The organism is Micromonospora sp. NBC_01699 (assembly GCF_036250065.1).
GTDB lineage: Bacteria > Actinomycetota > Actinomycetes > Mycobacteriales > Micromonosporaceae > Micromonospora_G.
In genome coordinates this window covers 7,268,558-7,293,641 of sequence record NZ_CP109199.1, presented here as the reverse complement: position 1 = coordinate 7,293,641, position 25,084 = coordinate 7,268,558, and the positions used below count along the sequence as shown (strand labels likewise).

The 25,084-nt window shown below is 70.3% G+C and carries 23 protein-coding genes; 17 read left to right on the top strand and 6 right to left on the bottom strand.

Features of this window, described 5'->3' with window-relative positions; translation table 11 throughout:
- The first annotated feature begins 70 nt into the window (after positions 1-70).
- Together cysD and OG792_RS29990 are read left to right on the top strand one after the other, a co-directional pair.
- Positions 71-982: a sulfate adenylyltransferase subunit CysD gene (cysD, locus tag OG792_RS29995; RefSeq protein WP_329104543.1), complete on the top strand. Its 912-nt coding sequence runs from the start codon at positions 71-73 to the stop codon at positions 980-982.
- Positions 982-2,283 (top strand): sulfate adenylyltransferase subunit 1, encoded by a 1,302-nt coding sequence (locus OG792_RS29990; RefSeq protein ID WP_329104541.1) that lies wholly within the window; start codon positions 982-984, stop codon positions 2,281-2,283. Before cysD ends, OG792_RS29990 begins: the two co-directional genes overlap by 1 nt.
- A 90-nt stretch (positions 2,284-2,373) precedes the next feature.
- Here OG792_RS29990 and galK read toward each other — a convergent pair whose 3' ends face one another.
- Both galK and galE read right to left on the bottom strand, forming a co-directional pair.
- Positions 2,374-3,558: a galactokinase gene (gene galK, locus OG792_RS29985; RefSeq protein WP_329104540.1), complete on the bottom strand. Its 1,185-nt coding sequence runs from the start codon at positions 3,556-3,558 to the stop codon at positions 2,374-2,376.
- Positions 3,555-4,544, bottom strand: a complete 990-nt coding sequence (gene galE, locus OG792_RS29980) for a UDP-glucose 4-epimerase GalE (protein ID WP_329104538.1) — start codon at positions 4,542-4,544, stop codon at positions 3,555-3,557. Before galE ends, galK begins: the two co-directional genes overlap by 4 nt.
- A gap of 232 nt (positions 4,545-4,776) precedes the next feature.
- On the opposite strand from galE, the gene OG792_RS29975 reads away from it, so the two are divergent.
- The 5 genes from OG792_RS29975 (at position 4,777) to OG792_RS29955 (ending at position 9,416) form a co-directional block, all read left to right on the top strand.
- Entirely contained in the window at positions 4,777-5,799 is a 1,023-nt protein-coding gene (locus OG792_RS29975; RefSeq protein ID WP_329104536.1) for a hemolysin family protein, read from the top strand.
- A gap of 165 nt (positions 5,800-5,964) precedes the next feature.
- Entirely contained in the window at positions 5,965-6,990 is a 1,026-nt protein-coding gene (trpS, locus tag OG792_RS29970; RefSeq protein ID WP_329104534.1) for a tryptophan--tRNA ligase, read from the top strand.
- Between the two features lie 97 nt (positions 6,991-7,087).
- Positions 7,088-7,642: a 2'-5' RNA ligase family protein gene (locus tag OG792_RS29965; protein WP_329104532.1), complete on the top strand. Its 555-nt coding sequence runs from the start codon at positions 7,088-7,090 to the stop codon at positions 7,640-7,642.
- Positions 7,643-7,731: 89 nt separating this feature from the next.
- Positions 7,732-8,637, top strand: a complete 906-nt coding sequence (locus OG792_RS29960; RefSeq protein ID WP_329104531.1) for a YihY/virulence factor BrkB family protein — start codon at positions 7,732-7,734, stop codon at positions 8,635-8,637.
- Positions 8,638-8,975: 338 nt separating this feature from the next.
- The gene (locus OG792_RS29955) at positions 8,976-9,416 is read left to right on the top strand and encodes a hypothetical protein (protein WP_329104529.1); all 441 of its coding nucleotides are present in this window, start codon (positions 8,976-8,978) and stop codon (positions 9,414-9,416) included.
- A gap of 9 nt (positions 9,417-9,425) precedes the next feature.
- On the opposite strand, the gene OG792_RS29950 is transcribed toward OG792_RS29955, so the two are convergent.
- Positions 9,426-10,271, bottom strand: coding sequence for a helix-turn-helix domain-containing protein (locus tag OG792_RS29950; protein ID WP_329104527.1), 846 nt, complete (start codon positions 10,269-10,271; stop codon positions 9,426-9,428).
- Between the two features lie 182 nt (positions 10,272-10,453).
- Here OG792_RS29950 and OG792_RS29945 point away from each other — a divergent pair, with 182 nt between their 5' ends.
- Positions 10,454-11,233, top strand: coding sequence for an SDR family NAD(P)-dependent oxidoreductase (locus tag OG792_RS29945; RefSeq protein WP_329104525.1), 780 nt, complete (start codon positions 10,454-10,456; stop codon positions 11,231-11,233).
- A 197-nt stretch (positions 11,234-11,430) separates the two neighbouring features.
- On the opposite strand, the gene OG792_RS29940 is transcribed toward OG792_RS29945, so the two are convergent.
- On the bottom strand, positions 11,431-12,036 hold the full coding sequence (locus tag OG792_RS29940) for a TetR/AcrR family transcriptional regulator (protein ID WP_329104523.1): 606 nt from the start codon (positions 12,034-12,036) through the stop codon (positions 11,431-11,433).
- 98 nt (positions 12,037-12,134) lie between these two features.
- Here OG792_RS29940 and OG792_RS29935 point away from each other — a divergent pair, with 98 nt between their 5' ends.
- The 8 genes from OG792_RS29935 to OG792_RS29900 all read left to right on the top strand — a co-directional run bounded on the left by OG792_RS29935 (position 12,135) and on the right by OG792_RS29900 (position 22,088).
- Entirely contained in the window at positions 12,135-13,145 is a 1,011-nt protein-coding gene (locus tag OG792_RS29935) for a hypothetical protein (RefSeq protein ID WP_329104521.1), read from the top strand.
- A 329-nt stretch (positions 13,146-13,474) separates the two neighbouring features.
- Positions 13,475-14,539 (top strand): BMP family lipoprotein, encoded by a 1,065-nt coding sequence (locus OG792_RS29930; RefSeq protein WP_329111519.1) that lies wholly within the window; start codon positions 13,475-13,477, stop codon positions 14,537-14,539.
- Between the two features lie 284 nt (positions 14,540-14,823).
- On the top strand, positions 14,824-16,380 hold the full coding sequence (locus OG792_RS29925; protein ID WP_329111518.1) for an ABC transporter ATP-binding protein: 1,557 nt from the start codon (positions 14,824-14,826) through the stop codon (positions 16,378-16,380).
- A 76-nt stretch (positions 16,381-16,456) separates the two neighbouring features.
- Entirely contained in the window at positions 16,457-17,812 is a 1,356-nt protein-coding gene (locus OG792_RS29920; RefSeq protein WP_329104519.1) for an ABC transporter permease, read from the top strand.
- A 3-nt stretch (positions 17,813-17,815) separates the two neighbouring features.
- The gene (locus OG792_RS29915; protein ID WP_329104517.1) at positions 17,816-19,096 is read left to right on the top strand and encodes an ABC transporter permease; all 1,281 of its coding nucleotides are present in this window, start codon (positions 17,816-17,818) and stop codon (positions 19,094-19,096) included.
- Between the two features lie 66 nt (positions 19,097-19,162).
- On the top strand, positions 19,163-19,879 hold the full coding sequence (locus OG792_RS29910) for a cytidine deaminase (RefSeq protein WP_329111516.1): 717 nt from the start codon (positions 19,163-19,165) through the stop codon (positions 19,877-19,879).
- 113 nt (positions 19,880-19,992) lie between these two features.
- A complete protein-coding gene (locus OG792_RS29905) occupies positions 19,993-21,273 on the top strand; it encodes a thymidine phosphorylase (protein ID WP_329104515.1) in 1,281 nt (426 codons plus the stop codon).
- Positions 21,274-21,461: 188 nt separating this feature from the next.
- Positions 21,462-22,088, top strand: a complete 627-nt coding sequence (locus tag OG792_RS29900) for a DUF4272 domain-containing protein (protein ID WP_329111514.1) — start codon at positions 21,462-21,464, stop codon at positions 22,086-22,088.
- Between the two features lie 25 nt (positions 22,089-22,113).
- On the opposite strand, the gene OG792_RS29895 is transcribed toward OG792_RS29900, so the two are convergent.
- Entirely contained in the window at positions 22,114-22,980 is an 867-nt protein-coding gene (locus OG792_RS29895; RefSeq protein ID WP_442932326.1) for a putative RNA methyltransferase, read from the bottom strand.
- Between the two features lie 131 nt (positions 22,981-23,111).
- On the opposite strand from OG792_RS29895, the gene OG792_RS29890 reads away from it, so the two are divergent.
- Positions 23,112-24,188: an adenosine deaminase gene (locus tag OG792_RS29890; protein WP_329104514.1), complete on the top strand. Its 1,077-nt coding sequence runs from the start codon at positions 23,112-23,114 to the stop codon at positions 24,186-24,188.
- 22 nt (positions 24,189-24,210) lie between these two features.
- On the opposite strand, the gene OG792_RS29885 is transcribed toward OG792_RS29890, so the two are convergent.
- A complete protein-coding gene (locus tag OG792_RS29885; protein WP_329104512.1) occupies positions 24,211-24,516 on the bottom strand; it encodes a hypothetical protein in 306 nt (101 codons plus the stop codon).
- Positions 24,517-25,084 lie beyond the last annotated feature (568 nt).

The window sequence follows — 25,084 nt, the reverse complement described above, 5'->3', positions numbered from 1 at the left end:
GTTCTCGGGTTGACCGACCGGAAAGGTCTGGAATGCGCATGAGTGGCGGCGGATGCAGCGGACGCGCGGCATGAACGGCACGGCGGCGTACCGGGTGTCGCATCTGGATGCTCTGGAGGCGGAGAGCATCTTCGTCATGCGTGAGGTGGTGGCCGAGCTGGAGCGTCCGGTGTTGCTGTTCTCGGGCGGTAAGGATTCGATAGTGATGCTCCGGTTGGCGCAGAAGGCGTTTGCTCCGGGCAGGATCCCGTTTCCGGTGATGCACGTCGACACGGGGCACAACTTCGCCGAGGTTCTGGAGTATCGGGACCGGCGGGTGGTCGAGTTGGGGTTGCAGTTGGTGGTGGCGTCGGTGCCGGAGGCGTTGGAGTCGGGGTTGGTGCGGGAGTCCGCTGATGGGATGCGGAACCGGATCCAGACTCCGGTGTTGTTGGCGGCGGTGGAGAAGTACCGGTTCGATGCCCTGTTCGGGGGTGCGCGTCGGGATGAGGAGAAGGCGCGGGCGAAGGAACGGGTGTTCAGCTTCCGGGACGATTTCGGGCAGTGGGATCCGAAGAACCAGCGGCCGGAGTTGTGGTCGTTGTACAACGGTCGCCATCATCCGGGTGAGTCGATCCGGGTGTTCCCGTTGTCGAACTGGACCGAGCTCGACATCTGGCACTACATCGCCAGGGAGCGGTTGGCGTTGCCGTCGATCTACTACGCGCATGAGCGTGAGGTGATCGAACGGGACGGGATGTTGTACGCGGTGAACGAGTTCATCTCCCCGCGTGGTGGTGAGGTGCCGTTTACCGAGCGGGTCAGGTACCGGACGGTCGGTGACGCCTCCTGCACGGCGGCGGTCCGTTCGGTCGCCGACTCGGTGGAGTTGGTGATCGAGGAGGTCGCCGCGACGAGGATCACCGAGCGTGGGGCGACCCGTGGTGATGACCGGGTCAGCGAGGCCGCGATGGAAGACCGCAAACGGGAAGGCTACTTCTGATGAGCACCACAGCGGTCACCGAGGTGGTTCCGGTCGAGGGTCGGGCGATGGACCTGTTGCGTTTCGCCACCGCCGGGAGTGTCGACGACGGGAAGTCGACCCTGATCGGCCGACTGTTGTACGACACGAAGTCGTTGTTCACCGACCAGTTGGCCGCCGTCGAGGCGGTCAGTGCGGCTCGGGGGGACGAGTACACGAACCTGGCGTTGCTCACCGACGGTCTGCGGGCCGAGCGGGAGCAGGGCATCACGATCGATGTGGCGTACCGGTACTTCGCCACCCCACGGCGGAAGTTCATCATCGCCGACACCCCCGGGCACGTGCAGTACACCAGGAACATGGTCACCGGTGCGTCGACCGCCGACCTGGCGTTGATCCTGGTCGACGCCCGTAAGGGCCTGGTCGAGCAGTCCCGGCGGCACGCGTTCCTGTGCTCGTTGCTGCGGGTGCCGCACCTGGTGCTGTGTGTCAACAAGATGGACCTGGTCGACTGGTCCCAGGACGTCTTCGAACGGATCAGCGACGAGTTCACCGCGTTCGCCGCGAAACTCGAAGCACCCGACCTGACCGTGGTCCCGATCTCCGCCCTGCACGGCGACAACATCGTCACCCGGTCGGAACACACCCCCTGGTACGAGGGCCCGTCGCTGCTGCACCACCTCGAACGGGTCCACATCGCCTCCGACCGGAACCTGGTCGACGTCCGGTTCCCGGTCCAGTACGTGATCCGCCCGCAGTCGACCACGGTCACCGACTACCGCGGCTACGCCGGACAGGTCGCCTCCGGGGTACTCAAACCCGGCGACGAGGTGATGGTCCTGCCGTCGGGGTTCACCAGCAGGATCGCCGGCATCGACACCGCCGACGGACCCGTGACCGAGGCGTTCCCACCGATGTCGGTCACCGTCCGCCTCACCGACGAGATCGACATCTCCCGCGGCGACCTGATCTGCCGACCGAACAACGCCCCGACCATCGCCCAGGACATCCAAGCGATGATCTGCTGGATGGACGAAAGCCGGCCGCTACGCCCCGGCGCGAAATACGCCATCAAACACACCACCCGCACCGCCCGGACCGTCATCCGCGAACTCCACTACCGCCTCGACGTCAACTCACTACACCGCGACGAGACCGCCACCGAACTCGGCCTCAACGAAATCGGCCGGATCCGACTCCGGACCACGATCCCACTCCTCGCCGACGAATACCGCCGCAACCGCACCACCGGCGGCTTCATCCTCATCGACGAGACCACCAACCGCACCGTCGCCGCCGGCATGATCGTCGACACGGCCTGACTCTCCGCGCTGATCTTGCAGTTGTGGTCCTACTGTTCGCCCTGTTTGAGGCGATATGTAAGGGACCCCAACTGCAAGATCGTCGGTGGGTCAGGTGTGGCGGTGGGCGCCGGGGGAGGGGGTGGCGGTGAAGGTGTGGGGGGTTGTGAAATTTTGGGCGGTGTATGCGTTTTTGACTGCGGCGGTCACGGGCTCGGAGCGGTTTGCGTCGATTAGGGCTAGGACGCAGCCGCCGAAGCCGCCGCCGGTCATCCGGGCGCCGTACGCACCGGCGGTCAGGGCGGCCTCGACGGCGGTGTCGACCTCCGGAACGGTGATCTCGAAGTCGTCGCGCATCGAGGCGTGCGAGGCGGTCAACAGCGGCCCGATCTCGCGTACCCGGCCGGCGCGCAGCAGGGCCACCGTCTCCAGCACCCGGCGGTTCTCGGTGACCACGTGCCGGACCCGACGGCGGACCACCGGGTCGTCGAGCCGGGCCAGTGTCTCGTCCAGCCCGTCGGCGGGGACGTCCCGCAGCGCCGGTACGCCGAGCGCGCGGGCCGCCGCCTCGCAGGCCGCGCGGCGGGCCGCGTACTCGCCGGTGACGTGCCGGTGCGGGGCCCGGCTGTCCACCACCAGTACGGCCAGCCCGGCGGCGTCGACGTCGAACGGGATCTGCTCGACCGCCAGCGACCGGCAGTCCAGGAAGAGGGCGTGCCCGTCCCGGCAGCGGATCGACGCGGACTGGTCCATGATCCCGCAGGGCATGCCGGCGTAGACGTTCTCCGCTCGCTGGGCCAGCGCCGGCCGGTCGTCCACCGGCAGGTCCAGCCCGCCGAGGTCGGCCAGGGCGGTCAGCACCGCCGACTCCAGGGCCGCCGACGAGGAGAGCCCGGCCCCCAGCGGTACGTCGGAGGCGATCGCCAACCTGGCCCCCGGTACGTCGAAACCGGCGTCCCGCAGCGCCCAGACCACCCCGGCGACGTACGCACCCCAGCCGGTGACCCGGCCGGGTTCGGCCACGTCGGCGAGGTCGAGGTCGATCCGCTCGCCGGACTGCTCCGACCAGACCGTCCAGAGCGGCTCCGGCCGGGGCGTGACGGCGACGACGGTCTGCTGCGGCAGGGCGAACGGCAGCACGAAGCCGTCGTTGTAGTCGGTGTGCTCGCCGATCAGGTTGACCCGACCGGGGGCGGCCCACGCGCCGGCGGGCTGCTCGCCGTACCCGGAGGTGAAGCCGTCGATGGCGCGGGCGGCGACCGCGGCCACGACGTCGCGTTGGTCGGTCCGGGTCATTCGACCGGCTCGGCGAGGATGTGCGCGCGGTAGAAGCTCCAGGCGTCGGTCACCATGTCGGCCAGGGTCGGCTTCGCCGGCACCCAGCCCAACTCGGTCCGGGCCCGCTCGGACGAGGCGACGAGTGCGGCCGGGTCGCCCTCCCGGCGCGGGGCCATCTCCACCGGCAGTGGGTGGCCGGTCACCTCGCGGACCACGTCGACCACCTGGCGGTTGGAGAAACCGTTGCCGTTGCCGAGGTTGTAGACCCGGTGCTCGCCCGGCGTGGCCGCGTCGAGCGCGAGCAGGTGCGCGCGGGCCAGGTCCTCGACGTGGATGTAGTCGCGTACGCAGGTGCCGTCGACGGTCGGGTAGTCGTCGCCGAACAGTTGCAGCTTCTCCCGGCGGCCGGCGACGACGTCCAGCGCGATCGGGATCAGGTGGCTCTCCGGGTCGTGGCGTTCGCCGAGCGCCAGGTCGGGGCGGATGTACGCGCCGGCCACGTTGAAGTAGCGCAGCGACACCGCGCCGAGCTGGTGCGCGATCGCCTCGGAGGTGAGGGCCATGTCGACGGCGAGCTTGGTGGCCCCGTACGTGTTGGTCGGTGCCTTGGTGGCCTGCTCGGTGATGGGCAGCTCGGTCGGGTTGCCGTAGACCGCCGCGGTCGAGGAGAAGACGAACCGGGGTACGCCGGCGGCGCGTACGGCGTCGATCAGCGCGAGCGAGCCGATCGTGTTGTTCTCCCAGTAGATCTCCGGTCGGACCATCGACTCACCGGCGGCGATCAGCGCGGCGAAGTGCAGCACCCCGTCGAAGCCGGCGTCCGGGGTGAGCACCCGGGCGGCATCGTGGATCCGGGCCTGGACGAAGGTCGCCTCCGGGGCGAGCGCCTCGACGTGGCCGGTACGCAGGTCGTCCAGGACGACCACCCGGTGTCCGGCGTCGATCAGGAGCCGGGTGACGATGCTGCCGATGTAGCCCGCGCCGCCGGTGACGAGCAGTTTCACGTGATGCCCTCCCTGCCAGGCCCGCCGGGGTGTGTGCGCCGCGCACGCGAGGACCCCGGAGAGTGCGGGGACAGATTACGGGCGCCGCCGTACGTCACCGACGCCGACGCTGCCCCAGCCCCACCGGGTCCCGGTCCCGGTCGACCCGGTCATGTTCCACCATCAACCGAGCAAGGGTGTCGCGTCCGGCATGTCCTCGTCCGGAACCCGCCCGGTGTCTACCATTTCTGACATGCGGGTATCCGGCAGTACCGGGCCCCGGCGCAGAGTGCCGGGGCGTCCTGTTCGACAACCCGGCCCGGTCGCCCGCGGGCTGGCCGCGGTGGTGGTGCGCGCCGCCGACGCGGCCACCCGCCTGGTCACCGCGATGCTCGGGGCCAGCCCGACCTCCGGCCGGGAACGGATCAGCGAAGCGGAACTGCGCGACCTGGTCGCCGTGAACACCCTGCTCGACCCGGTGGAACGCCGGATCATCGGCGAGGTGCTGGTCGCCGGGGCGAGCCTGGTCCGCGAGGTGATGATGCCGCGTACGGAGGTGGTCTTCCTCAACGCGCGGCTGACCCTCGACGAGGCGGCGAAGCTGGTCCGGGCCGAGACCCACAGCCGCTACCCGGTGGTCGACCTGCCGCACGACGACGTGATCGGTTTCGTCCACCTGCGCGACGTGCTGCTGCATCCGGAGGACGACCGGCGGGTGACGATCCGCGAGCTGACCCGCGAGGTCAAGCAGCTGCCCGGCAGCAAACGGGTGCTCGCCGCGCTGACCGAGATGCGCCGGGAAGGCCAACACCTGGCCGTGGTCGTGGACGAGTACGGCGGCACCGCCGGCATCGTCACCCTCGAAGACCTGATCGAGGAGCTGGTCGGCGAGATCCACGACGAGTACGACGCCACGCCGGAACCGGCGCTGGCCGGGGCACCGGCGGTGGTCGACGGCCGGCTAAACCTGGCCGACTTCGCCGAGCGGGCCGGGTTCGCCCTGCCCGACGGCCCGTACGAGACGGTCGGCGGGTTCGTGATGGCCGCCCTCGGCCGGCTGCCGGCACCGGGTGACGAGGTCCCGGTCCCGGTGGACCCGAGCGACGCCGGCCGGAACTCCGACGCCGAGCCGGCACCGGCGGACCGCGACGGCGCACCGGATCGGGTCGGGACCGACAGCGGTTGGGTGCTGCGGGTGCTCGCCCTGGACGGCCGGCGGGTGGCCCGGATCGGCATCTCCCCGTCCCGCCTGCTCCAGCAGCGGCGGCCCGGCTGAGCGTACGGCTCCGGCCCGGAGCGGGACCCGTCCTTGCCCGGCACAGGGTCAGCGGAGGTTGCCGGGGACGGGAGGGCGGCGTTTCGCGGGCCGGTGGCGGGGCCGGGCGGACTTGGCATGGGCCCGTCATGACGCGGGTCCGGGGTTGCTGTCAGAATTGCCGGCATGTCCGACGTTCCTGCCCGCCCTCGGGTGCTGTCCGGGATCCAGCCGACCGCCGACTCGTTCCACCTGGGCAACTACCTCGGTGCGGTCCGCAACTGGGTGGCGATGCAGGAGACGCACGACACCTTCTACTGCGTGGTCGACCTGCACGCGATCACCGCCGGGCACGACCCGGCGGTGCTGCGCCAGCGGACCCGGGTCGCGGCGGCGCAGCTGCTCGCGGTGGGTCTGGACCCGGAGCGGTGCACCCTGTTCGTGCAGTCGCAGGTGCCGGAGCACGCCCAGTTGGCCTGGGCGCTGAGCTGCATCACCGGTTTCGGCGAGGCCAGCCGGATGACCCAGTTCAAGGACAAGTCCGCCAAGCAGGGCGCGGACCGCTCCAGCGTCGGGCTGTTCACGTACCCGATCTTGCAGGCGGCGGACATCCTGCTCTACCAGGCGGACGCGGTCCCGGTCGGCGAGGACCAGCGCCAGCACCTGGAGTTGACCCGGGACCTGGCGCAGCGGTTCAACACCCTGTTCGGGGCGACCTTCACCGTGCCGGCGGCGTACATCGTGCGGGACACCGCGAAGATCGTCGACCTTCAGGACCCGAACGCGAAGATGTCGAAGTCGGCGTCGTCGCCGGCCGGTCTGATCGAGCTGCTGGACGACCCGGCGAAGTCGGCCAAGAAGATCAGGTCGGCGGTCACCGACACCGGCCGCGAGATCGTCTTCGACCGGGAACAGAAGCCCGGCGTCTCGAACCTGCTGACCATCTACGCGGCCCTCACCGGCCGCAGCATCGAAGAGCTGGTCTCGGCGTACGAGGGCAAGGGGTACGGGGACCTGAAGAAGGACCTGGCCGCGGTGGTGACCGAGTTCGTCACCCCGATCCAGGAACGTACCCGCGCCTACCTGGACGATCCGGCCCAGTTGGACAAGCTGCTGGCGATCGGTGCGGAGAAGGCCCGTGCGGTCGCCTCGACCACGCTCGCCGCCGCGTACGACCGGATCGGGTTCCTGCCGGCGGCACGGCGTGACTGACCGGCGGGGTGACACCGGCCGGATCCGGCCCGGGACGACCCGGCGACGTTGAGGGGTCGGCCGGCGTCCTGCGCCGGCCGGTGGGGCAGAGCGGAGCGTGGTTCGGACGGACGGGTCGCAGCAGACCGGGAGCGCCTCGACCCGGATCGGGGTCGCGGTGGACATCCCGCAACCGTGGGGTGAGTTGCTCACCCGGCGCCGGGCCGAGGCGGGTGACCCGCAGGCGGCGTACGTGCCGGCGCACCTGACCCTGCTCGGGCCGACCGAGATCCCGCTGGAGTACCTGCCGGCGGTGGAGGCACACCTGGAGAAGGTGGCCGCCGACCATCCGCCGTACACCCTGCACCTGCGGGGGACCGGCACCTTCCGGCCGGTCACCGAGGTGGTCTTCGTCGCGGTGGCGGCCGGGATCGGCGAGTGCGAGCTGCTGGCCGAGGCGATCAACGGGGCGCCGGGGCTGGTCCGGGACACGCGTTTCCCGTACCACCCGCACGTCACGGTGGCGCACGACGTCGCCGCGCAGGCGTTGGACCGGGTGTACGAGGACCTGGCCGGGTTCTCGGCCCGGTTCGAGGTACGCGGGTTCACCCTCTTCTCGCACAGTGGCGCGGCGCGCTGGCAGCCGCGTCGGGACTATCTGCTGGGCGGCTGAGCTCCGGTGCGGGCCCCCGCGCGGCGTACGGATGTGTCTCGTCGCGTGCCCGACGCGCCGAAACCCGTCGGATCGGCGAGGATGACGGCGTGAACGTCCTGGATCGGGTGGTGGCGCGCGCCGAGCGGCGGGTGCGGGTGTGGCGGGACCGGTCGCCGGTGTTCGACCACTTCTGCCGGGCGGTCGGCCGGTACGTCGAGGTGCTCGGCGGGCGGCTCGCCGCCGGGATCGCGTACTACGGGTTCTTTGCCGTGTTCGCGCTCGGCCTGGTGGCGTACTGGATCTTCGGCACGATCCTCGGCGAGAGTGCCCGGGTCAACTCCGGGGCGTCGCACTTCTTCCGGCAGAATCTGCCGTTCCTGGACCCGGAGCAGATCCAGCAGGGGGCCAAGCGGGTCGGCATCATCGGCGTGGTCCTCCTGGTGATCACCGGGGTCGGCTGGGTGGAGGCGATCCGTTCGTCGCAGCGCCTGATCTACCGGCTCAACCAGCAGCCCGGCTACGTGGTGATCCGGCAGCTGATCGACCTGGTGGTGGTGCTCGGTGTGTTCCTGCTGCTGGGCATCTCGGTCGGCGCGGTGGACACGCTCCAGTCGGTGTTCCGGATGGTGTTCGGTTCGCACTCGATCCTGGTTTCGATCACCAGTTGGCTGCTGGCCGTCGTGATCAACATGGTGCTGGCCACGGCGCTGATGCTGGCGGTGCCCCGACTGCGGATCACCCCGCGCCGGTTGTTCTCGCCGGTGCTGCTGGTGGCGCTGGGGGTGACCCTGCTGAACTCGGTGGGTCGCTACTACGTGATCCGGTTCGAGCGGAACCTCGCGTACACCGCGGTCGCCGGTACGGTCGGCCTGCTGGTCTACCTGTACCTGTTGAACCAGTTGCTGCTGTTCGGCGCCGCGCTGGCGGCGACCAGTCACCGGGGTCGGGTGATCGACCTGGCGGCGGACGACCCGCTGCCACCCGGCCCGCCACGGTTGGGCGAGCCCCGCTGACCGCCGCCGCCCGGTCGGTGGCGGTTTCGGGTACGGGGCGTCGCATCGCCATCGGCCGATACGCGTAGTGAGATTGTCACAGCCCCTTGTGACGAAGATCCACTTGGTGGCATGCTGGCCGGGTGTTCGCGATCATGGTGTGAGCTGGGCCGATGCTCGTCGTCGACCGGCTCTCGACGCGACCACCGATGGGCCCCCGGCGGTTGTCGCTGCCTGAGCTGAGGCGACCGCCGGGCCGATATCACCCTTCTTCGGTCGGCTGGCCGGTGACGGCCGGAAGCTAGGGCAATTCGGGCAAATGCCTACGAGGTAGGCGATCGGCCGCGATGATGATTCGCGTGGGCGCACTAGTGACGCTGGAACTGTCGGACGACTCGCCGATCCACGACCTGCCGTGGATCATCACGTTCGGCCCGTTGGGCGACGACGACGAGTGGGAGCCGGTGGTCTGCGGCCCGTACGAGCGGCCGCACGCGCTCGCCCTGGCCGAGTCGGTGGTGGCCGACGAGGATCTGATGGCGGTGGTCGAACCCCTGCTGCCCCGGCTGAGCGCGGACGAGATCCGGGGTGAGATCGCGGCCTCCCGGATCGCCGCCGAGGACGACGCGGTGCAGTCCGACGACGCCGACATCTACGGCGACTACGAGGACCTGCTCGACGAGGAATCCGGCCCGGAGACGGTGCAACAGCACGCCGAGCCGCGACCGGCGCCGAGCCCGGAGGAGTTGCGGGCGGGCATGGCCCGGATCGCCGACAAGCTGGGCAATCTCAGCGGTTGACGTTTCTGTTCAGGGCCTGGTGCTGACCGGTGCGGAGGCCGTGTAGGAGGCGAGCAGGGTGAGCTTGTCGGCGCTGTCGGTTCCCGGGTCGGGGTGGTAGACGGCGAGGGCGAGAGTCTGGGCGGTGTCGCCGACGATGAGCTTCGAGCGATTGAGCCGGAGCGGCCCAACGAGGGGATGATCGATGGCGACCGGCCAGTTCTGCTGAGCCTGGACGTCCTGCTGTGCCCAGAGGGTCCGGAAGCGGTCGCTGGTGAGGGAGAGCTCTCCGACGAGCTTGATGAAGCGGCTGTCGTTGGTGTCGGTTCCGACGGAGCGGCGGAATCCCGCGACGAGCCGGGCGGTGGTGTCGTCCCAGTCCGGGTAGAGGGCTTGTTCGTCCGGGTCGAGGAAGACAGCGCGAAGACGGTTTTCCCCCGGGATGAGCCGGGGCGAGAGCGCGGTGGCGAGCGGGTTGACGTCCAGCACGTCGAGGTAGCGGCCTTCGACGAAGGCGGGCAGCGGTAGGGCGGTCAGGAGTTTCCGGATGCCTTCCGGGACAGTTTCGCGCCGTGGTCCGCGGCGTACCCGTGCCGGGGTTTGCTCGGTGAGAGAGAGCAGGTAGGCGGTTCCGGTCGGGTCGAGCCCGAAGACGCGAGCGAGGGCTCCCAGGATTTGCGGCGAGGGGTGCCGGTCGCGGCCTTGTTCGAGGCGAAGGTAGTAGTCGGCGCTGATTCCCGCGAGGATGGCCACTTCCGCCCGGCGCAGGCCCGTCACTCGGCGGTTGCCCGTATCGGGTAGGCCGACCTGGTCGGGACGCACCTGCGCGCGGCGGGCGCGGAGAAAATCGCCGAGCATGTTCTTCCCGGAAGCCATGTCCCGATCGTAAGTCGCCGGAATGCGGCTGGTCGTAGCCCTGCGGGGACCACTATCGGCAAGGCATACCCGCCGTGATGGCGGCGGGACCATCATCGGTAACAGACCAAGCGCCAGGCGCTTCCGAGCGAAGGCGCAAGCGCCCGCAGTCGCCCATCCGGCTGCGAAAGAAGAGGACAGACATGAGTGGGCTGGCAGTAGTTACCGGTGCGTCGTCCGGGATCGGCCGCGAGTACGCGCGCCGGCTGGCGTCGCAGGGTGTGGACCTGATCGCGGTCGGGCGCCGACAGGAGCGACTCGACGAGCTAAAGGCAGAATTCCCCGACGTCACCGTGCAGACGGTGGCCGCGGACCTCGCGACGCAGGACGGCATCGAGCAGGTGATTGCCGCGGTCGCGGACCTGCCGGTGACGATGCTGGTCAACAACGCGGGTGTGGCGCACTACAGGGCGTTCGTCGAGCTCTCGCCGGAACAGGCAGCGGAACTGGTCGGGGTGAAGGTGCTCGCGCCGACACTGCTGACCCGCGCAATCGCGCCGGGCATGGTCGCTCGTGGCGCCGGGCAGATCGTCAACGTGTCCGGGATGATCGCGTTCAGTGGCCCGGCGAGCCTGGAGCAGGTGCCGCTACGCCGTGCGGTGTACGCGGCCAGCCTCGCGCACAGTGTCGCGCTGTCGCAGACACTGCATGCCGAACTGTCGCCGCACGGAATCCACGTCCAGGCGCTGTGCCCAGGCATCGTCGCGACCGAGTTCCACGAGCGGCAGGGCATGGATCTCAGTGCCGCCCCGCGCATGAGCGCCGCCGACGTGGTCACCGCGAGTCTTCGCGGTCTTCAGCTCGGCGAGACCGTCACCGCGCCGGGCGTCGAACAGAACGAGCTCCTGCTGAGTGTGTTCGACGCCGACCTCGCCGCATTCGGTGGCCAGTCTCCCCGACTGGCGACCCGCTACCGCTCCTGACCATCGAGCCGCGGGCTGCGGGTCGATTCATCGGCTCGGGCGATCGGGGCCCGCCAATGAAGGGCGCTCACCCCAGTCGCCCGTCGGCGCGGGGCACAACGGACGACCAGGTTAGGACCGGGGTACCCGGCTGGCGGCGGTTCGAACCCGCCGGATCCGAACGGGTCGGCCGGCGCGGTCATCCCCGGCCGGGCGGGTCAGTCGTCCACCGGTGTCGCCGCCAGCAACGCCCGTACGCCGGCGAGGTAGGTTGCCCGGTCCGGTCCGTCGGCCAGGATGCGCTGCATGAAATAGCCGGGGACCAGGCCGAACAGGGCCGCGCCGGTGGCCTCGGGATCGGCGCCCGCCGGTAGCTCACCGGTCTCGCGGGCCCGTTTGGCGAGGATCACGAATTGGTGGCGGAAGTCGGTGTACTTCTGCCGGACGAACTCCGCCAGCGCGGGATCGCGCAGCGACTCGGACCAGACCTGGACGGCGATGCGCAGCACACCGTCCGGACCGGTCTGCCCGTCGACAAAGGTCAGTGCGCGGTCCATCGCGGCGAGCAGGGGCAGTGGCGGGTCGTGTGCGGTGATGTCGACGAACACCTGGTCGGCACTGCTGATCGCGGTCTCGGCGATCGAGGTGATCAGGTCGTTCTTGCTCCTGAAGTAGCGGTACACCGCGCCGACCGAGAGCCCGGCCTCGGCGATCACGTCCTGCATCGAGGTGTTGTGGAAGCCGTCGCGCAGGAAGCAGCGTCTCGCCGCGTCGAGGATCTGCTGGCGGCGGGCGGCGAGATGTTCGTCGGAGACGCGGGGCATGTCACAAATAATAAAACGAGCGTTCGTTCTTGACTAGCGATCCGGGGCGATGGGACGCTGCGCTTAAGAGAACGAGCGCTCGTTTTAAGGAGAGGGAGATGACTGAGCCAACCACCCGGGCCAGGTCACCGATTGTCGTCGCCGTCCTGCTGGCCGCCGTGGCGGTGGTCCTACAGGCGCTGCTCGTACCCCTGTTCGCGGCACCGGCGGCGAACCTGGCGCCGCGCGACCTGCCGATCGCGGTCGCCGGCCCGGCGCCCGCCGCCGAGGCGCTCGCGGCCCGGCTGGCGCAGAGCCGGCCCGGCGCCTTCGACCTGCGCCTGCTGCCCGACCCGGCGGCGGCCGATCGGGCGTTGCGCGACCGCGAGGTGTACGCCGCCTTCGTCCCCGGCCCGGACGGGCTCACCCTGCACACCGCCACCGGTGCCAGCCCCACCGTGGCCACCCTGCTCACCGAGGCCGCCCGTGCCGACGGCACTGCGGTACGGGTGGTCGACGTGGTGCCGGCCGACCCGGACGACCCACGCGGCACCGGGTTCGCGGCCGGGTTCCTGCCCCTGGCGCTGGTCAGCGTGCTGGCCGGAGCGCTACTCGCCCTGTTCGCCGCCGGTCGGGTCGCCCGGCTGGCCGGTCTGCTCACCTACGGCGTCCTGGCCGGTCTCGTCGGCGCCGCCGTGCTCCAGGGCTGGCTCGGTGTGCTGCCCGGCGACTACCTGTCCAACGCCTCGGCCATCGGGCTGTTCGCGCTGGCGACCTCGGCCATGGTGACCGGGCTAGGCGCACTGCTCGGCCGGGCCGGCATCGGGCTCGGCGCCTTCCTGCTCTTCCTGGTCGGCAACTCGCTCGGCGCGGTGGCCGCCGCACCCGAACTGCTGCCCCGGCCGTGGGGGGAGATCGGTCAGTGGCTGCCGGTCGGCGCCGGGTCGAACCTGTTGCGGTCGGCCGCCTTCTTCGAGGGGGCCGGCGCGCTCGCGCCGCTGTTGATCCTCGCGGGGTACGCCCTGCTCGGGTTGCTACTGGCAGTGATCGGTCGGGCGGCGATCGCGATCACCCAGGGCGCCCCCGCCGATACGGAGGAGAGCCGAATGCTGTCGAATTCGGTGGCTTGAGGAATTGTTATTAACGCGGAACTTGGCCAACGGTTCCCGGTTGGTCACCCAGTGGTACGGCTCTGAGCAGGGGAAACTCCGCTTAAGGTCCGTTTAGGTGGATGTGGTTGTTCGGGTACCACCACGAAGAGTGATTTCGACCACGAGAGAGTTACGTGAGGGTAACAGCACCTCAACAGTCGGGCACGATTGTCAGCCGGTGGGTGGGCGCGGGCGTACGCTCCCGTCCTAACGTGGGACGCCGGGTGCAAGGTGCAGGCCGGCTGATGGGCTGCCACCGCGAGTCGGTGTGCATGGGGAAGGAGACCGTCTTGCGCTCAGTGCGTGGGATGCGGATCGTTTCGGTATTCGCGGTAGGTGGGCTCGCGTTGGGCGTCGCCGCCTGCGGCGAGGCACCGAGCGAGAGCGGCGGCACGGACACCGCCGCCAAGAAGTACAACGCCTGCATGGTGACCGACGTCGGTGGCATCGACGACAAGTCGTTCAACACCTCCGCCTGGAAGGGCCTGCAAGAGGCCAAGGCGGCGGACCCCAACATCGACATCAAGTACGTCGCCTCGAAGGCCGAGGCCGACTACGAGCCCAACCTGACCCAGTACGTGCAGCAGGACTGCGACTTCATCCTCGCGGTCGGCGGCCTGATGGGCGACGCCACCTCCAAGATCGCGAAGGCGAACCCGGACCAGCAGTTCGGCATCGTCGACGCGAAGCTGGCGGAGAGCAACGTCTACCCGATGCAGTTCGACACGGCGCAGGCCGCGTTCCTCGCCGGCTACGTCGCGGCGGGCATGACCAAGACCGGCAAGGTCGGCACCTACGGCGGCCTCAAGATCCCGCCGGTGACCATCTTCATGGACGGCTTCGCCGACGGCGTGGCCGAGTACAACAAGGTCAAGGGCAAGACGGTCCAGGTGCTCGGCTGGAACAAGGCCACCCAGGACGGGTCGTTCACCAACGACTTCGTCAAGCAGGACGAGGGCAAGAAGGTCAGCGACACCCTGGTCGCCCAAGGCGCCGACATCGTCATGCCGGTCGCCGGTGGCGCCGGTCAGGGCACCACCGCCGCCGCGCAGGCGTCCGGTGGCAAGTTCAGCGCGATCTGGGTCGACGTGGACGGCTGCGAGAGCACCCCGAACTGCCCGGCCCTGGTCACCACCGTGGTCAAGAACATCCCGGACGTCGTCCGGGACGCCGTGACCAAGGCCGCCAAGGGCGAGGCGCTCGCGCACGACCCGGGCTTCACCGGCACGCTCGCCAACGACGGCGTCGCGCTGGCCCCGTACCACGACTTCGACAGCAAGGTTCCGGCCGAGCTGAAGGCAGAGGTCGAGAAGCTGAAGGCCGACATCAGCGCCGGCACCATCAAGGTCACCTCCCCGGCCCAGCCGAAGTGACGTCCGACCGGCCGTCGTAGCTGGGAACACCTTCCCGACGGCCGGTCACCCGGCACCAAACCGGCCGCTCCGGCACCGTGGTCGCACCGCGGACCGGAGCGGCCGTGGTACGCCCCGGGGCGTTGTCCCGCCCTGGTCGGGACGGCCCTGAGCGTACGTTCAGGCAGGCCCCGTAGCATGCTCAGCCGTCGGCCGAACGGGTCGACACCGCTGACCCGTTCCCCCTCCCGCCCCGTCCCGGTGGCGGCTAGGCTGCACCATCGCCCGCACTCCAGGAGGTTGCGCTGAGACTCGAACTGCGCGGCATCACCAAGCGGTTCGGTGACCTGGTCGCCAACGACCACATCGATCTGACGGTTGAGCCAGGAGAGATTCACGCGCTTCTCGGAGAGAACGGCGCGGGCAAGTCCACTCTGATGAACGTGCTGTACGGCCTGATCCAGCCCGACGAGGGCGAGATCCTGGTCGACGGCGTACCACTGCGGATCAAGGGGCCGGCGGATGCCATCGGCGCCGGGATCGGCATGGTGCACCAGCACTTCATGTTGGTGCCGGTGTTCACCGTCACCGAGAACGTCATGCTCGGCGCCGAGCAGGTACGCGGCGGCCTCGCCGGGTTCCTCGACAAGCGGCGGGCCCGCAAGCTCGTCTCCGAGGTCTCCGCCCGCTACAACCTGCGGGTGGACCCGGACGCGGTGATCGAGGACCTGCCGGTCGGGGTGCAGCAGCGGGTCGAGATCGTCAAGGCGCTGACCCGCGACGTCGACCTGCTCATCCTGGACGAGCCGACCGCGGTGCTGACGCCACAGGAGACCGACGAGCTGCTCGCGGTGATGCGGGCGCTCAAGGAGTCCGGCAAGTCGATCGTGTTCATCACGCACAAGCTGCGCGAGGTCAAGGCGATCGCCGACCGGATCACGGTGATCCGGCGCGGCCGGACCGTCGGTACGGCGAGCCCGCAGGCCAGCGAGGACGAACTGGCCGCCCAGATGGTCGGCCGTACGGTCAACCTGCTGGTCGAGAAGGGTCCCGCCGATCCGGGCGAACCGGTGCTGGAGATCGAGGGGCTGGTCGTCGACGACGAGCGCGCCTACCGGGCGGTGGACGGTGTCGACCTGACCGTGCGCGCCGGTGAGGTGCTCGGCATCGCCGGGGTTCAGGGCAACGGCCAGACCGAACTGGTCGAGGCGATCATGGGTCTGCGGCCGGTGCTGGCCGGCTCGGTGAGCCTGGTCGGACAGCGGATCGACGGCTGGTCGACCAAGAAGGTGCTGCGCGCCGGGGTCGGTTACGTGCCCGAGGACCGCAGCGTCGACGGGTTGGTCAAGGAGTTCAGCATCGCCGAGAACCTGGTGCTGGACATCTACGACCAGCCGCCGTTCGGCACCGGGCTGCGGCTGCGGCCGGACGAGATCGCCCGGTCGGCCGCCGAGCGGATCGAGCAGTTCGACATCCGTACGCCCAGCGCCGACGCGGCCGTCGGCACGCTCTCCGGCGGCAACCAGCAGAAGGTCATCGTGGCCCGGGAACTGTCCCGCCCACTGAAGCTGTTCGTCGCCGCGCAACCGACCCGTGGCGTCGACGTCGGCTCGATCGAGTTCATCCACCAGCGGATAGTGCGCGAGCGGGACATCGGCACCGCCGTACTGCTTATCTCCAGCGAGCTGGACGAGGTGATCGGCCTGGCCGACCGGATCGCGGTGATGTACCGCGGCCGGATCCTCGGCATCGTCGGTCCGGACACCCCTCGCGAGGAGATCGGGCTGCTGATGGCCGGGATAACCGACGAGTCGGCGACCCCGACTCCCGGTAGCACCCCTGCGGACGAGGAAACGGCATGAGCGAGCGGAGCGAGCGAATCATCGGGCTCAGTGCGGATGGGCCTCATGACGGCGGCGAGCGAAGCGAGGCGGCGGCATGAGCGAGATTGCTGGTGGGGCGTCGCCGGACAAGGATCCGGCGAGCCAGGCGGGGGCCGCGCGGTCGGCGGCGGCGAACGCCGACCCGCCGAAGCCGGGTACGGGTGACGAGCCCGCGACCCCGCCCGGTCGCGGTCCACAACTGCTGCGCAGCTTTTTGCAGAACCTCTGGGCGGCCAACACCCTCACCGTGACGGTGCTGGCCATCGTCCTGGCGACGGTGATCGGCGCGATCCTGATCATCATCTCCGACCCGGAGGTGCTGCACACCTACAGCTACATCACCGCCCGGCCGCAGGACGCGTTCAATTCGAGCTGGGCCGTGGTCAGCGAGGCGTACGCCAACCTGTTCAAGGGCGCGGTGTTCGACCCGGCCGCCGTACAGGGCTGGATCGACGGCAAGAACGGCTGGGAACTGGTCTTCGCGCCGATCTCCGAGACGCTGACGTACACCGCGCCGCTGGTCTTCACCGGGCTGGCGGTCGCGCTGGCCTTCCGTGGCGGGCTGTTCAACATCGGTGCCCAGGGTCAGGCCACGCTCGGCGTGATCCTGGCCGCGCTGGCCGGCTTCCTGATCCCGCTGCCGCCGGTGATCCACCTGATAGTCGCGCTGCTCGCCGGTGCGCTCGGCGGGGCGATCTGGGGCTTCATCCCCGGTTTCCTGAAGGCCCGGACCGGCGCGCACGAGGTGATCAACACGATCATGCTCAACTACGTCGCCGTCTACCTGCTCTCCTGGGTGATCCTCCAGAAGGTCGTACACGACCCGGACCGGTCCGACGCGATCAGCCGCTCGGTCGACTCGTCGGCGCAACTGCCCCGGCTGCTCGGCAGCGACCTGCGGGTGCACGCCGGCATCCTGCTCGCGGTGGTCGCCACGGCGGTGGTCGCCTGGCTGCTCAACCGGTCCACCTTCGGCTTCGAACTGCGCGCGGTCGGCGCCAACCCGGACGCCGCCCGGACCGCCGGCATCAGCGTCACCAAGACGTACGTGCTGCTGATGGTGATCTCCGGGGCGCTGGCCGGGCTCGGCGGGGCGAACATGGTGGTCGGCTCCACGGCCAGCGCGCTCACTCCGCTGGTGGTGGCACAGATCGGCTTCGACGGGATCCTGGTGGCCCTGCTCGGGCGGGTCAAACCATGGGGCGTCCTGCTCGCCGCGCTGCTCTTCGGCGCACTACAGGCCGGCGGCAACCGGATGCAGTCGTACGCCGGGATCTCGCTGGAGCTGGTGACCGTGCTACAGGCACTGATCGTCATCTTCATCGCCGCACCCGCCCTGATCAAGGCGATCTTCCAGCTCCGCGCCGCGCGAGCCGCCCGATTGCAGACGAGCCTGGCGAAGGGCTGGTAGTCGATGTCCACGATGGCAGTGGGGGATGTCGCTCTGGCCCCCGTACACCAGGGGTTTTGGACCCGCAACCGGCGGATCGGCCTCGGGCTGGTCGTCTTCGGGCTGGCCGCGGCGATCGCCTTCGGGGCGCTCGCCACCGGCGAGCTGGCCCGGTTCACCCTCAGCGAGGACGCGGCCGGTGCCGCGTTGGAGATCAACGGTACGGCCGGCGCGATCCTGTTCGGGCTGATCGCCGCCGCGGCCGGCGGTGCGCTGCTGTTCGGCGTGCCCAAGCGCTGGTTCACGGTGCTGCTCGGCGTCGGCGTGGTTGGCCTGGTCCTCTCCTTTCTCTGTTGGCAGGTTTCGGCCGCCCCGACGGGGCAGAACTTCATGCCCCTGGTCAACATCGTCCGGAACACCTTCCTGCTGGCCCTGCCGCTGATCTTCGGGGCGCTGGCCGGGGTGCTCTGCGAACGCTCCGGTGTGGTCAACGTGGCGATCGAGGGCCAGCTGCTGATGGGCGCCTTCGCCGGTGCGCTGTTCGGCTCGCTCACCGGCAGCGTCTGGGTCGGGCTGGTCGCGGCGGCCATCGGCGGCGCCTTCATCTCGCTGCTGCTCGCCGTCTTCTCCATCCGCTACCTGGTCGACCAGGTGGTCATGGGAATCGTGCTGAACCTGTTGGCGGTCGGCCTGACCGGGTTCCTCTACGAGCGGCTGATGCAGACCGACGCGGCGACGTACAACCAGCCGCCGCACTTCGGCAACTGGTCGATCCCGCTGCTGTCGGAGATCCCGGTGATCGGGCCGGCGATCTTCGAGAGCAACATCTTCCTCTACCTGGCGCTGGTCCTGGTGCTGGTGATCCACTTCGGTCTGTTCCGGACCCGCTGGGGGCTGCGTACCCGCTCGGTCGGCGAACACCCGACCGCCGCGGACACCCTCGGCGTACGGGTGCTCCGGCTGCGCTACCGCAACGTGCTGCTGGCCGGTGCGGTCGCCGGGATCGGCGGCGCCTCGTACACGCTGGCGCTCTACACGTTCAGCAAGAACATGATCGGCGGTAAGGGCTTCATCGCCCTGGCCGCGCTGATCTTCGGCCGGTGGAGTCCGACCGGGGCGCTGCTCGCCGCGCTCTTCTTCGGCTTCGCCGACCAGCTCGGCACCTACCTGAGCGCGATCAACAGCGTCATCCCCAGCGACTTCCTGGCGATGCTGCCGTACCTCGCCACCATCCTGGCCGTCGCCGGGCTGGTCGGCCGGGTCCGGGCACCGGCCGCCGACGGCAAGCCCTACATCAAGGGCTGATCGGGGCGGGTTACGGCGGCCGGTTGGCGGGTCTGACCAGCGGCGGGGCAGGATGGGGACGTGACAATGGAGATCGACTGGATCGGCCTGCGGGCCGCCGCCACCGAGGCGATGCGGCACGCCTACGCCCCGTACTCGAACTTCCCGGTCGGGGCGGCCGGGCTGGTTGACGACGGCCGGGTGGTGGTCGGCTGCAACGTGGAGAACGCCGCGTACGGCGTGACCCTGTGCGCTGAGTGCGGGGTGATCTCCGCCCTGCACGCCACCGGTGGTGGCCGGCTGGTCGCCCTGTCCTGTGTCGACGCCACCGGTGAACCGCTGATGCCGTGCGGCCGGTGCCGGCAGCTGCTCTGGGAGCAGGGCGGGGCGGAATGCCTGGTCGAGGCGACCCCCCGGCCGCTGCGGATGGCCGAGTTGCTGCCGCATGCGTTCGACGTGGCGGACCTGGAGGCGGTCCTCGCCCCACCGGTCCTGCCGACCGTGCCGGAACGGCTCGCCGCCTGGCGGGGCCGGGGCACCGTCTTCGTCCACCCGGACGTCTCCGGCGGGAAGCAGGTCTGGACCGGCTACTGGGAGCGGTCCGCGGGCGACGACGGCGACGAGCCCACCGGGGTGCTGGAGGAGGCGCCGAGCTGGGACGACCCGGACGACGCGGTCACCTGGGGCCACGCCCGTACGCCCAGGGTGGTGGTGGTCGACGCGGCCGGTGGCCTGTACTGGGCCGGCGAGGGCGAGCCGCCGATGGAGATCCCGGTCCGCTGGCCCGGATCCGACATCGACTGACCCCGGCGATCGAACCCGTCCCTACCGGGGCGGGGTACGCCGTGCCGGGGCGGGAACGTGGTGCCGGGCGGGCACGCAAAGATCAAATTATCGGAAAGGCGGGTGGCGGGCCCATGGGTACGTTCAGTGCGGTCGAGGTGATCCGGACCAAGCGCGACGGTGGTGTGCTCAGCGACGGGCAGATCGACTGGGTGGTCGACGCGTACACCCGGGGGTTGGTCGCGGACGAGCAGATGTCCGCCCTCGCCATGGCCATCCTGCTGCGCGGCATGACTCCGGCGGAGATCGCCCGGTGGACCGCCGCGATGATCAACAGTGGTGAGCGGCTCGACCTGTCCGGCGTACGCCGGCCGACCGTGGACAAGCACTCCACCGGTGGCGTCGGTGACAAGATCACGCTGCCGTTGACCCCGCTGGTCGCCGCCTGCGGCGCCGCCGTACCCCAGCTGTCCGGACGCGGGCTCGGCCACACCGGCGGCACCCTGGACAAGCTGGAGTCGATCCCCGGTTGGCGGGCCGCGCTGACCAACGACGAGTTCATCAACCAGCTCGCCGACACCGGCGCGGTGATCTGCGCGGCCGGCGACCACCTCGCCCCGGCCGACCGCAAGCTGTACGCGCTGCGCGACGTCACCGGCACGGTCGAGGCGATCCCGCTGATCGCCAGCTCGATCATGAGCAAGAAGATCGCCGAGGGGACCGGCGCCCTGGTGCTGGACGTGAAGGTCGGCAGCGGCGCGTTCATGAAGTCCGTCGACGACGCCCGCGAACTGGCCCGCACCATGGTCGACCTCGGCACCGCGCACGGCGTACGCACCGTCGCCCTGCTCACCGAGATGTCCACCCCGCTCGGCCTGGCGGTCGGCAACGCGGTCGAGGTGACCGAATCGGTCGAGGTGCTGGCCGGCGGCGGACCGGCCGACATAGTGGAACTGACCCTCGCGCTCGCCCGGGAGATGCTCGACGCCGCCGGACTGTCCGACGTCGACCCCGAGCCGGCCCTGCGCGACGGCCGCGCGATGGACGCCTGGCGCGCCATGATCCGGGCACAGGGCGGCGACCCGGACGCCCCGCTGCCGACCGCGAACGAGACCGAGCTGGTCCGGGCCGACCGGGACGGGTACGTCTCGACCGTCGACGCGTACACCGTCGGGGTCGCCGCGTGGCAGCTCGGTGCCGGCCGGGCCCGCAAGGAGGACCCGGTCAGTGCCGGTGCCGGCGTACTGCTGCACAAGCGTCCGGGCGACCGGGTACGGGCCGGCGACGTGCTCTACGAACTGCGTGCGGACAGCGCGTCGCGTATCCCGGCGGCCCTGGCCACCGCCGGCACCGCGGTCACCGTCGCGGACGCCGCACCGGTGCCGGCACCGCTGGTCCTCGAACGGATCAGCTAGCCCGTGCGCCGTTCGGTCAGCCCGCCCGGTACGACCGGTGGGTCGCCATGGTGGCGCCGCCCGTGAACCGCTACTCTCCCTGGCCAGGGGGATCATCCGGTGCCGAGCCGCTGACGACTTGCAGGGACGAAGCTGTGACCGTACCCGCTCCCGACCCTCGGGCCGTACGAACGGCCAACCTCGACGAGATGAGCCGCCTCGGGCTGCCGCTGCCGCCAACGCAGTTTCCCCTCGTCTGGGAACCCGGCGACGAGGTGGAGCTGCGGCCGACGGCCGAGATCGAGGCCCGCGCCGCCATCTTGCAGGTGATCCTGGCCCGCTGCTTCGGCATGCCGCCCGAGGCGGGGATGGGCTGGTTGCTCGGCTCGCATCTGCTCGACCTGGTCACCCCACCGGAGTGGCAGTTCGTGATGGGCGGCCGGGGCGACCACCGCTCGTTCGTCCTGCACCACGACGCGGTCTTCGCCCTCGCCTGGGTGCTCGGGCTGACCAAGCACCTCGACCCGTCGGAGCCGACCGACGAGCGGCTGACCGAGTTGTTGCCGAACCTGGTGGCGGGGGAGACGTTTGCCCAGTGGCGGTCGCGCACCCTGGTCGCACCCAGGGATGCGGTGGAGGTCGCCGCCCTGCTCGACTTCTACTACTGCCTCGACTGGGGGCACCTGGAGCTGGAGCGGCTGGGCGGGACACACCCGAGTCTGATCGGCGCGAACGCGATCGGCCAGCGCCGATGGGCGCTGGAGTGGGCGGTGATCTTCCGTGGGCCGTACCACGATCCGCCGGGCGGCTGGGAGGAAGTCGACCTGTCCACCTGACGTCGGCCGGTCCGGGGCGGCTGCCTCAGCGTGGTCGGTAGTGGGCCAGTTCCACGGCGGCGGTGACTCCGACCGGCTCGGGTAGTGCCTCGATCCGGGCCGTGAGCCGGGCCGGGTCGACATGCCAGGCGCTCGGTCCCATCCCGACCAGGGTGGCCACCTCGCGCCGGTCGAGCCGCATCGGGTGGGTGTGCCGGGTCCGGTCGACCAGGTCGAACTCGCCGGCCAGGCTGCCCGCCACCCGGTCGGCCTTGGCCGGGTCGACCCGCAGCAGATCCAGCTGGTCGACCAGCTCGGTCAGGTGGTCGCCGGCCGGGGTGACCACCAGCAGGGCGCCGTCGGGCCGGAGCACCCGGCGGAACTCCGGCCCGTTGCGCGGGGCGAAGACGTTGACCAGCAGGCGCGCGGACGCGTCGGCCAGCGGTAGCCCGGCCCAGGTGTCGCAGAGCGCGGCCGCCGCCCGGGGATGCGCGCGGGCCGCCCGGCGCAGCGCCGGCTTCGACACGTCCAGGGCCAGCCCGACCGCGTCCGGCATGGCGTCGAGCACCGCAGCCAGGTGCCAGCCGGTCCCGGCACCGGCGTCAACCACCAGATCCGGGTACGTCCCGCCGCCGTCGGTCGGGGCGGTGCTTCGCCGTGCCGCGTCGACCAGGGCGGCGGCGATCATGTCGTAGTGGCCCGCGCCGAGGAAGTCGACCCGCGCGGTGACCATCTCCGGGCTGTCTCCGGTGTGCGGGGCGCGGCCGGCGAGCAGGTTGACGTACCCCTGGCGGGCCAGATCGAAGCTGTGCCCGCGCGGACAGCGCAGCGCCCGCGCGGCGCCCGGGTCGACCGCGGTGAGCGGCTGGCCGCAGAGCGGGCAGCGCAGGAACCGCAACGGATCTGAACTCACTCCCACCAGCCTAGGCGGTGCCCGGTCCCCGCCCCGCCCGAGCCCGGCCCGCGCGGGGCGGACCGGGCGGGACGGCCGGCGTCCCGGCCGCGCCTTCCCGGTGCCGGCGGCCGGAGCACTAGGGTCTGGTCATGGTGGCAATCCAATACGAAGACATCGTCAAGGCGCCCAAGGCGCTGCTGCACGACCACCTGGACGGCGGGCTGCGACCGGCGACCATCATCGAACTGGCCGACCCGATCGGGCACCCGCTGCCCAGCACGGATCCGGACGAGTTGGGTCGGTGGTTCGTCACCGCCGCCGACTCCGGATCGCTGGAGCGGTATCTGGAAACGTTCGCGCACACCGTGGCGGTGATGCAGACCGCCGACGCGCTGCGCCGGGTCGCCGCCGAGTGCGCGCTGGACCTGGCCGCCGACGGCGTCGTCTACGCCGAGGTCCGATTCGCCCCGGAGCAGCACCTGGACGCTGGCCTGAGCCTGGACGAGGTGGTCGAGGCGACCGTGGCCGGGTTCGCCGAGGGCACCGCACTGGCGGCGGCGGCCGGCCAGCGGATCCGGATCGGCACCCTGCTCACCGCCATGCGGCACGCCGCCCGGTCACAGGAGATCGCCGAGCTGGCGGTCCGGTTCCGGGACAGCGGCGTGGTCGGCTTCGACATCGCGGGCGCGGAGGCCGGTTTCCCGCCCACCCGGCACCTGGACGCCTTCGAATACCTTCAGCGGGAGAACTTCCACTTCACCATCCACGCCGGCGAGGCGTTCGGCCTGCCGTCGATCTGGCAGGCGATCCAGTGGTGCGGCGCCGACCGGCTCGGGCACGGCGTACGGATCGTCGACGACATCACCGCCGGCACCGAGCCGGTGCTCGGCCGGCTGGCCGCGTACGTGCGGGACAAGCGGATCCCGCTGGAGCTCTGCCCGTCGTCGAACGTGCAGACCGGTGCCGCCGCGTCGATCGCGGAGCACCCGATCGGGCTGCTGCGCGACCTGCGGTTCCGGGCCACGGTCAACACCGACAACCGGCTGATGAGCGGCACCTCGATGTCGCGCGAGATGGCCCTGCTGGTGGAGGCGTTCGACTACGGCTGGGCCGAGTTGCAGTGGTTCACCATCAACGCGATGAAGAGCGCGTTCATCCCGTTCGACGAGCGGCTGGCGATCATCAACGAGGTGATCAAGCCGGCGTACGCCAAGCTGCTGCCCTGATCCGTGCGGCTGCGCCGGACGGTCAGGCCGTACCCCCGGCGCAGCCCACCGTGGCTCCGTTGTCGACCGTGGCTCCGTTGTCGACCGGGGTGCCGTTGTCGACCGGGGTGCCGTTGTCGATCGCGGCGTGGTGCAGGGCGGCGACCCGCCGGATCACCTGACCGCCCCGGGTCGGCTCGCAGCCCAGGCCGGTCTGCCGGCGCAGCACCGCGGGTTCGGCACGGGCGAGTGCGACTCCCCGACGAACCAGCAGCCCCGGTGCCTTACGTCGTTCACTCAGGTCGCGTGCCAGTCGGCGAAAGAAGGTCGCGCCGCGTGGCCGGCGCAACGTGTACGCTCCGGCGAGCAACCCGAGTCGACGGCATTCGGGTACTATCTCGGCAGCGAAAATCCCTTCGGCGATAAAGAGTGGCGATCCGGCTAGATCGAATGTCCGAGTGTCCACCCGCCGGTCCGCGCCGATCGCGTAAACCGGCACTTCGGCAGTGCCGCTCCCGACCAGCGAGGCAATCGCCGCCACGGCACCGGCCGAGTCCCACGCCTGTGGTGACTCCCAGTCCGCCAAACCGGTCCGACGCGGCAGCGTAGGGTCGTCACCGTCCTTGTAGAAATCGTCGAGGGAGAGCACGGGAAGCCCGGTGCGACGGGCGATGTACGACTTTCCGGAGCCCGAGGGTCCAGCGAGCAGCACCACTCCGACAGAGGATCTCATTACTTTGAGTTACTCCCAGCAGACGGATTGCTAGCAAATTGCATGAACATCCCATCACACCGTCGGCGACGGACAACCTGGGCTTTCTCTTTGACTTGTGTCGTGATGGAATCTCGGAGGTCCGACCCGGCCGGGTCGGTCGATGGGCGGTGCCCGCTGCGACGCGCGGGAGCCGAAAAGGGAG

Excerpts from the sequence above, each read along its gene's own strand:
- cysD (WP_329104543.1), top strand. The coding sequence starts at position 71 with ATGAACGGCACGGCGGCGTACCGGGTGTCGCATCTGGATGCTCTGGAG.
- OG792_RS29990 (WP_329104541.1), top strand. The coding sequence starts at position 982 with ATGAGCACCACAGCGGTCACCGAGGTGGTTCCGGTCGAGGGTCGGGCG.
- galK (WP_329104540.1), bottom strand. The coding sequence starts at position 3,558 with ATGACCCGGACCGACCAACGCGACGTCGTGGCCGCGGTCGCCGCCCGC.
- OG792_RS29975 (WP_329104536.1), top strand. The coding sequence starts at position 4,777 with ATGCGGGTATCCGGCAGTACCGGGCCCCGGCGCAGAGTGCCGGGGCGT.
- trpS (WP_329104534.1), top strand. The coding sequence starts at position 5,965 with ATGTCCGACGTTCCTGCCCGCCCTCGGGTGCTGTCCGGGATCCAGCCG.
- OG792_RS29950 (WP_329104527.1), bottom strand. The coding sequence starts at position 10,271 with ATGGCTTCCGGGAAGAACATGCTCGGCGATTTTCTCCGCGCCCGCCGC.
- OG792_RS29945 (WP_329104525.1), top strand. The coding sequence starts at position 10,454 with ATGAGTGGGCTGGCAGTAGTTACCGGTGCGTCGTCCGGGATCGGCCGC.
- OG792_RS29940 (WP_329104523.1), bottom strand. The coding sequence starts at position 12,036 with ATGCCCCGCGTCTCCGACGAACATCTCGCCGCCCGCCGCCAGCAGATC.
- OG792_RS29935 (WP_329104521.1), top strand. The coding sequence starts at position 12,135 with ATGACTGAGCCAACCACCCGGGCCAGGTCACCGATTGTCGTCGCCGTC.
- OG792_RS29930 (WP_329111519.1), top strand. The coding sequence starts at position 13,475 with ATGCGGATCGTTTCGGTATTCGCGGTAGGTGGGCTCGCGTTGGGCGTC.
- OG792_RS29920 (WP_329104519.1), top strand. The coding sequence starts at position 16,457 with ATGAGCGAGATTGCTGGTGGGGCGTCGCCGGACAAGGATCCGGCGAGC.
- OG792_RS29915 (WP_329104517.1), top strand. The coding sequence starts at position 17,816 with ATGTCCACGATGGCAGTGGGGGATGTCGCTCTGGCCCCCGTACACCAG.
- OG792_RS29910 (WP_329111516.1), top strand. The coding sequence starts at position 19,163 with ATGGAGATCGACTGGATCGGCCTGCGGGCCGCCGCCACCGAGGCGATG.
- OG792_RS29905 (WP_329104515.1), top strand. The coding sequence starts at position 19,993 with ATGGGTACGTTCAGTGCGGTCGAGGTGATCCGGACCAAGCGCGACGGT.
- OG792_RS29900 (WP_329111514.1), top strand. The coding sequence starts at position 21,462 with ATGAGCCGCCTCGGGCTGCCGCTGCCGCCAACGCAGTTTCCCCTCGTC.
- OG792_RS29890 (WP_329104514.1), top strand. The coding sequence starts at position 23,112 with ATGGTGGCAATCCAATACGAAGACATCGTCAAGGCGCCCAAGGCGCTG.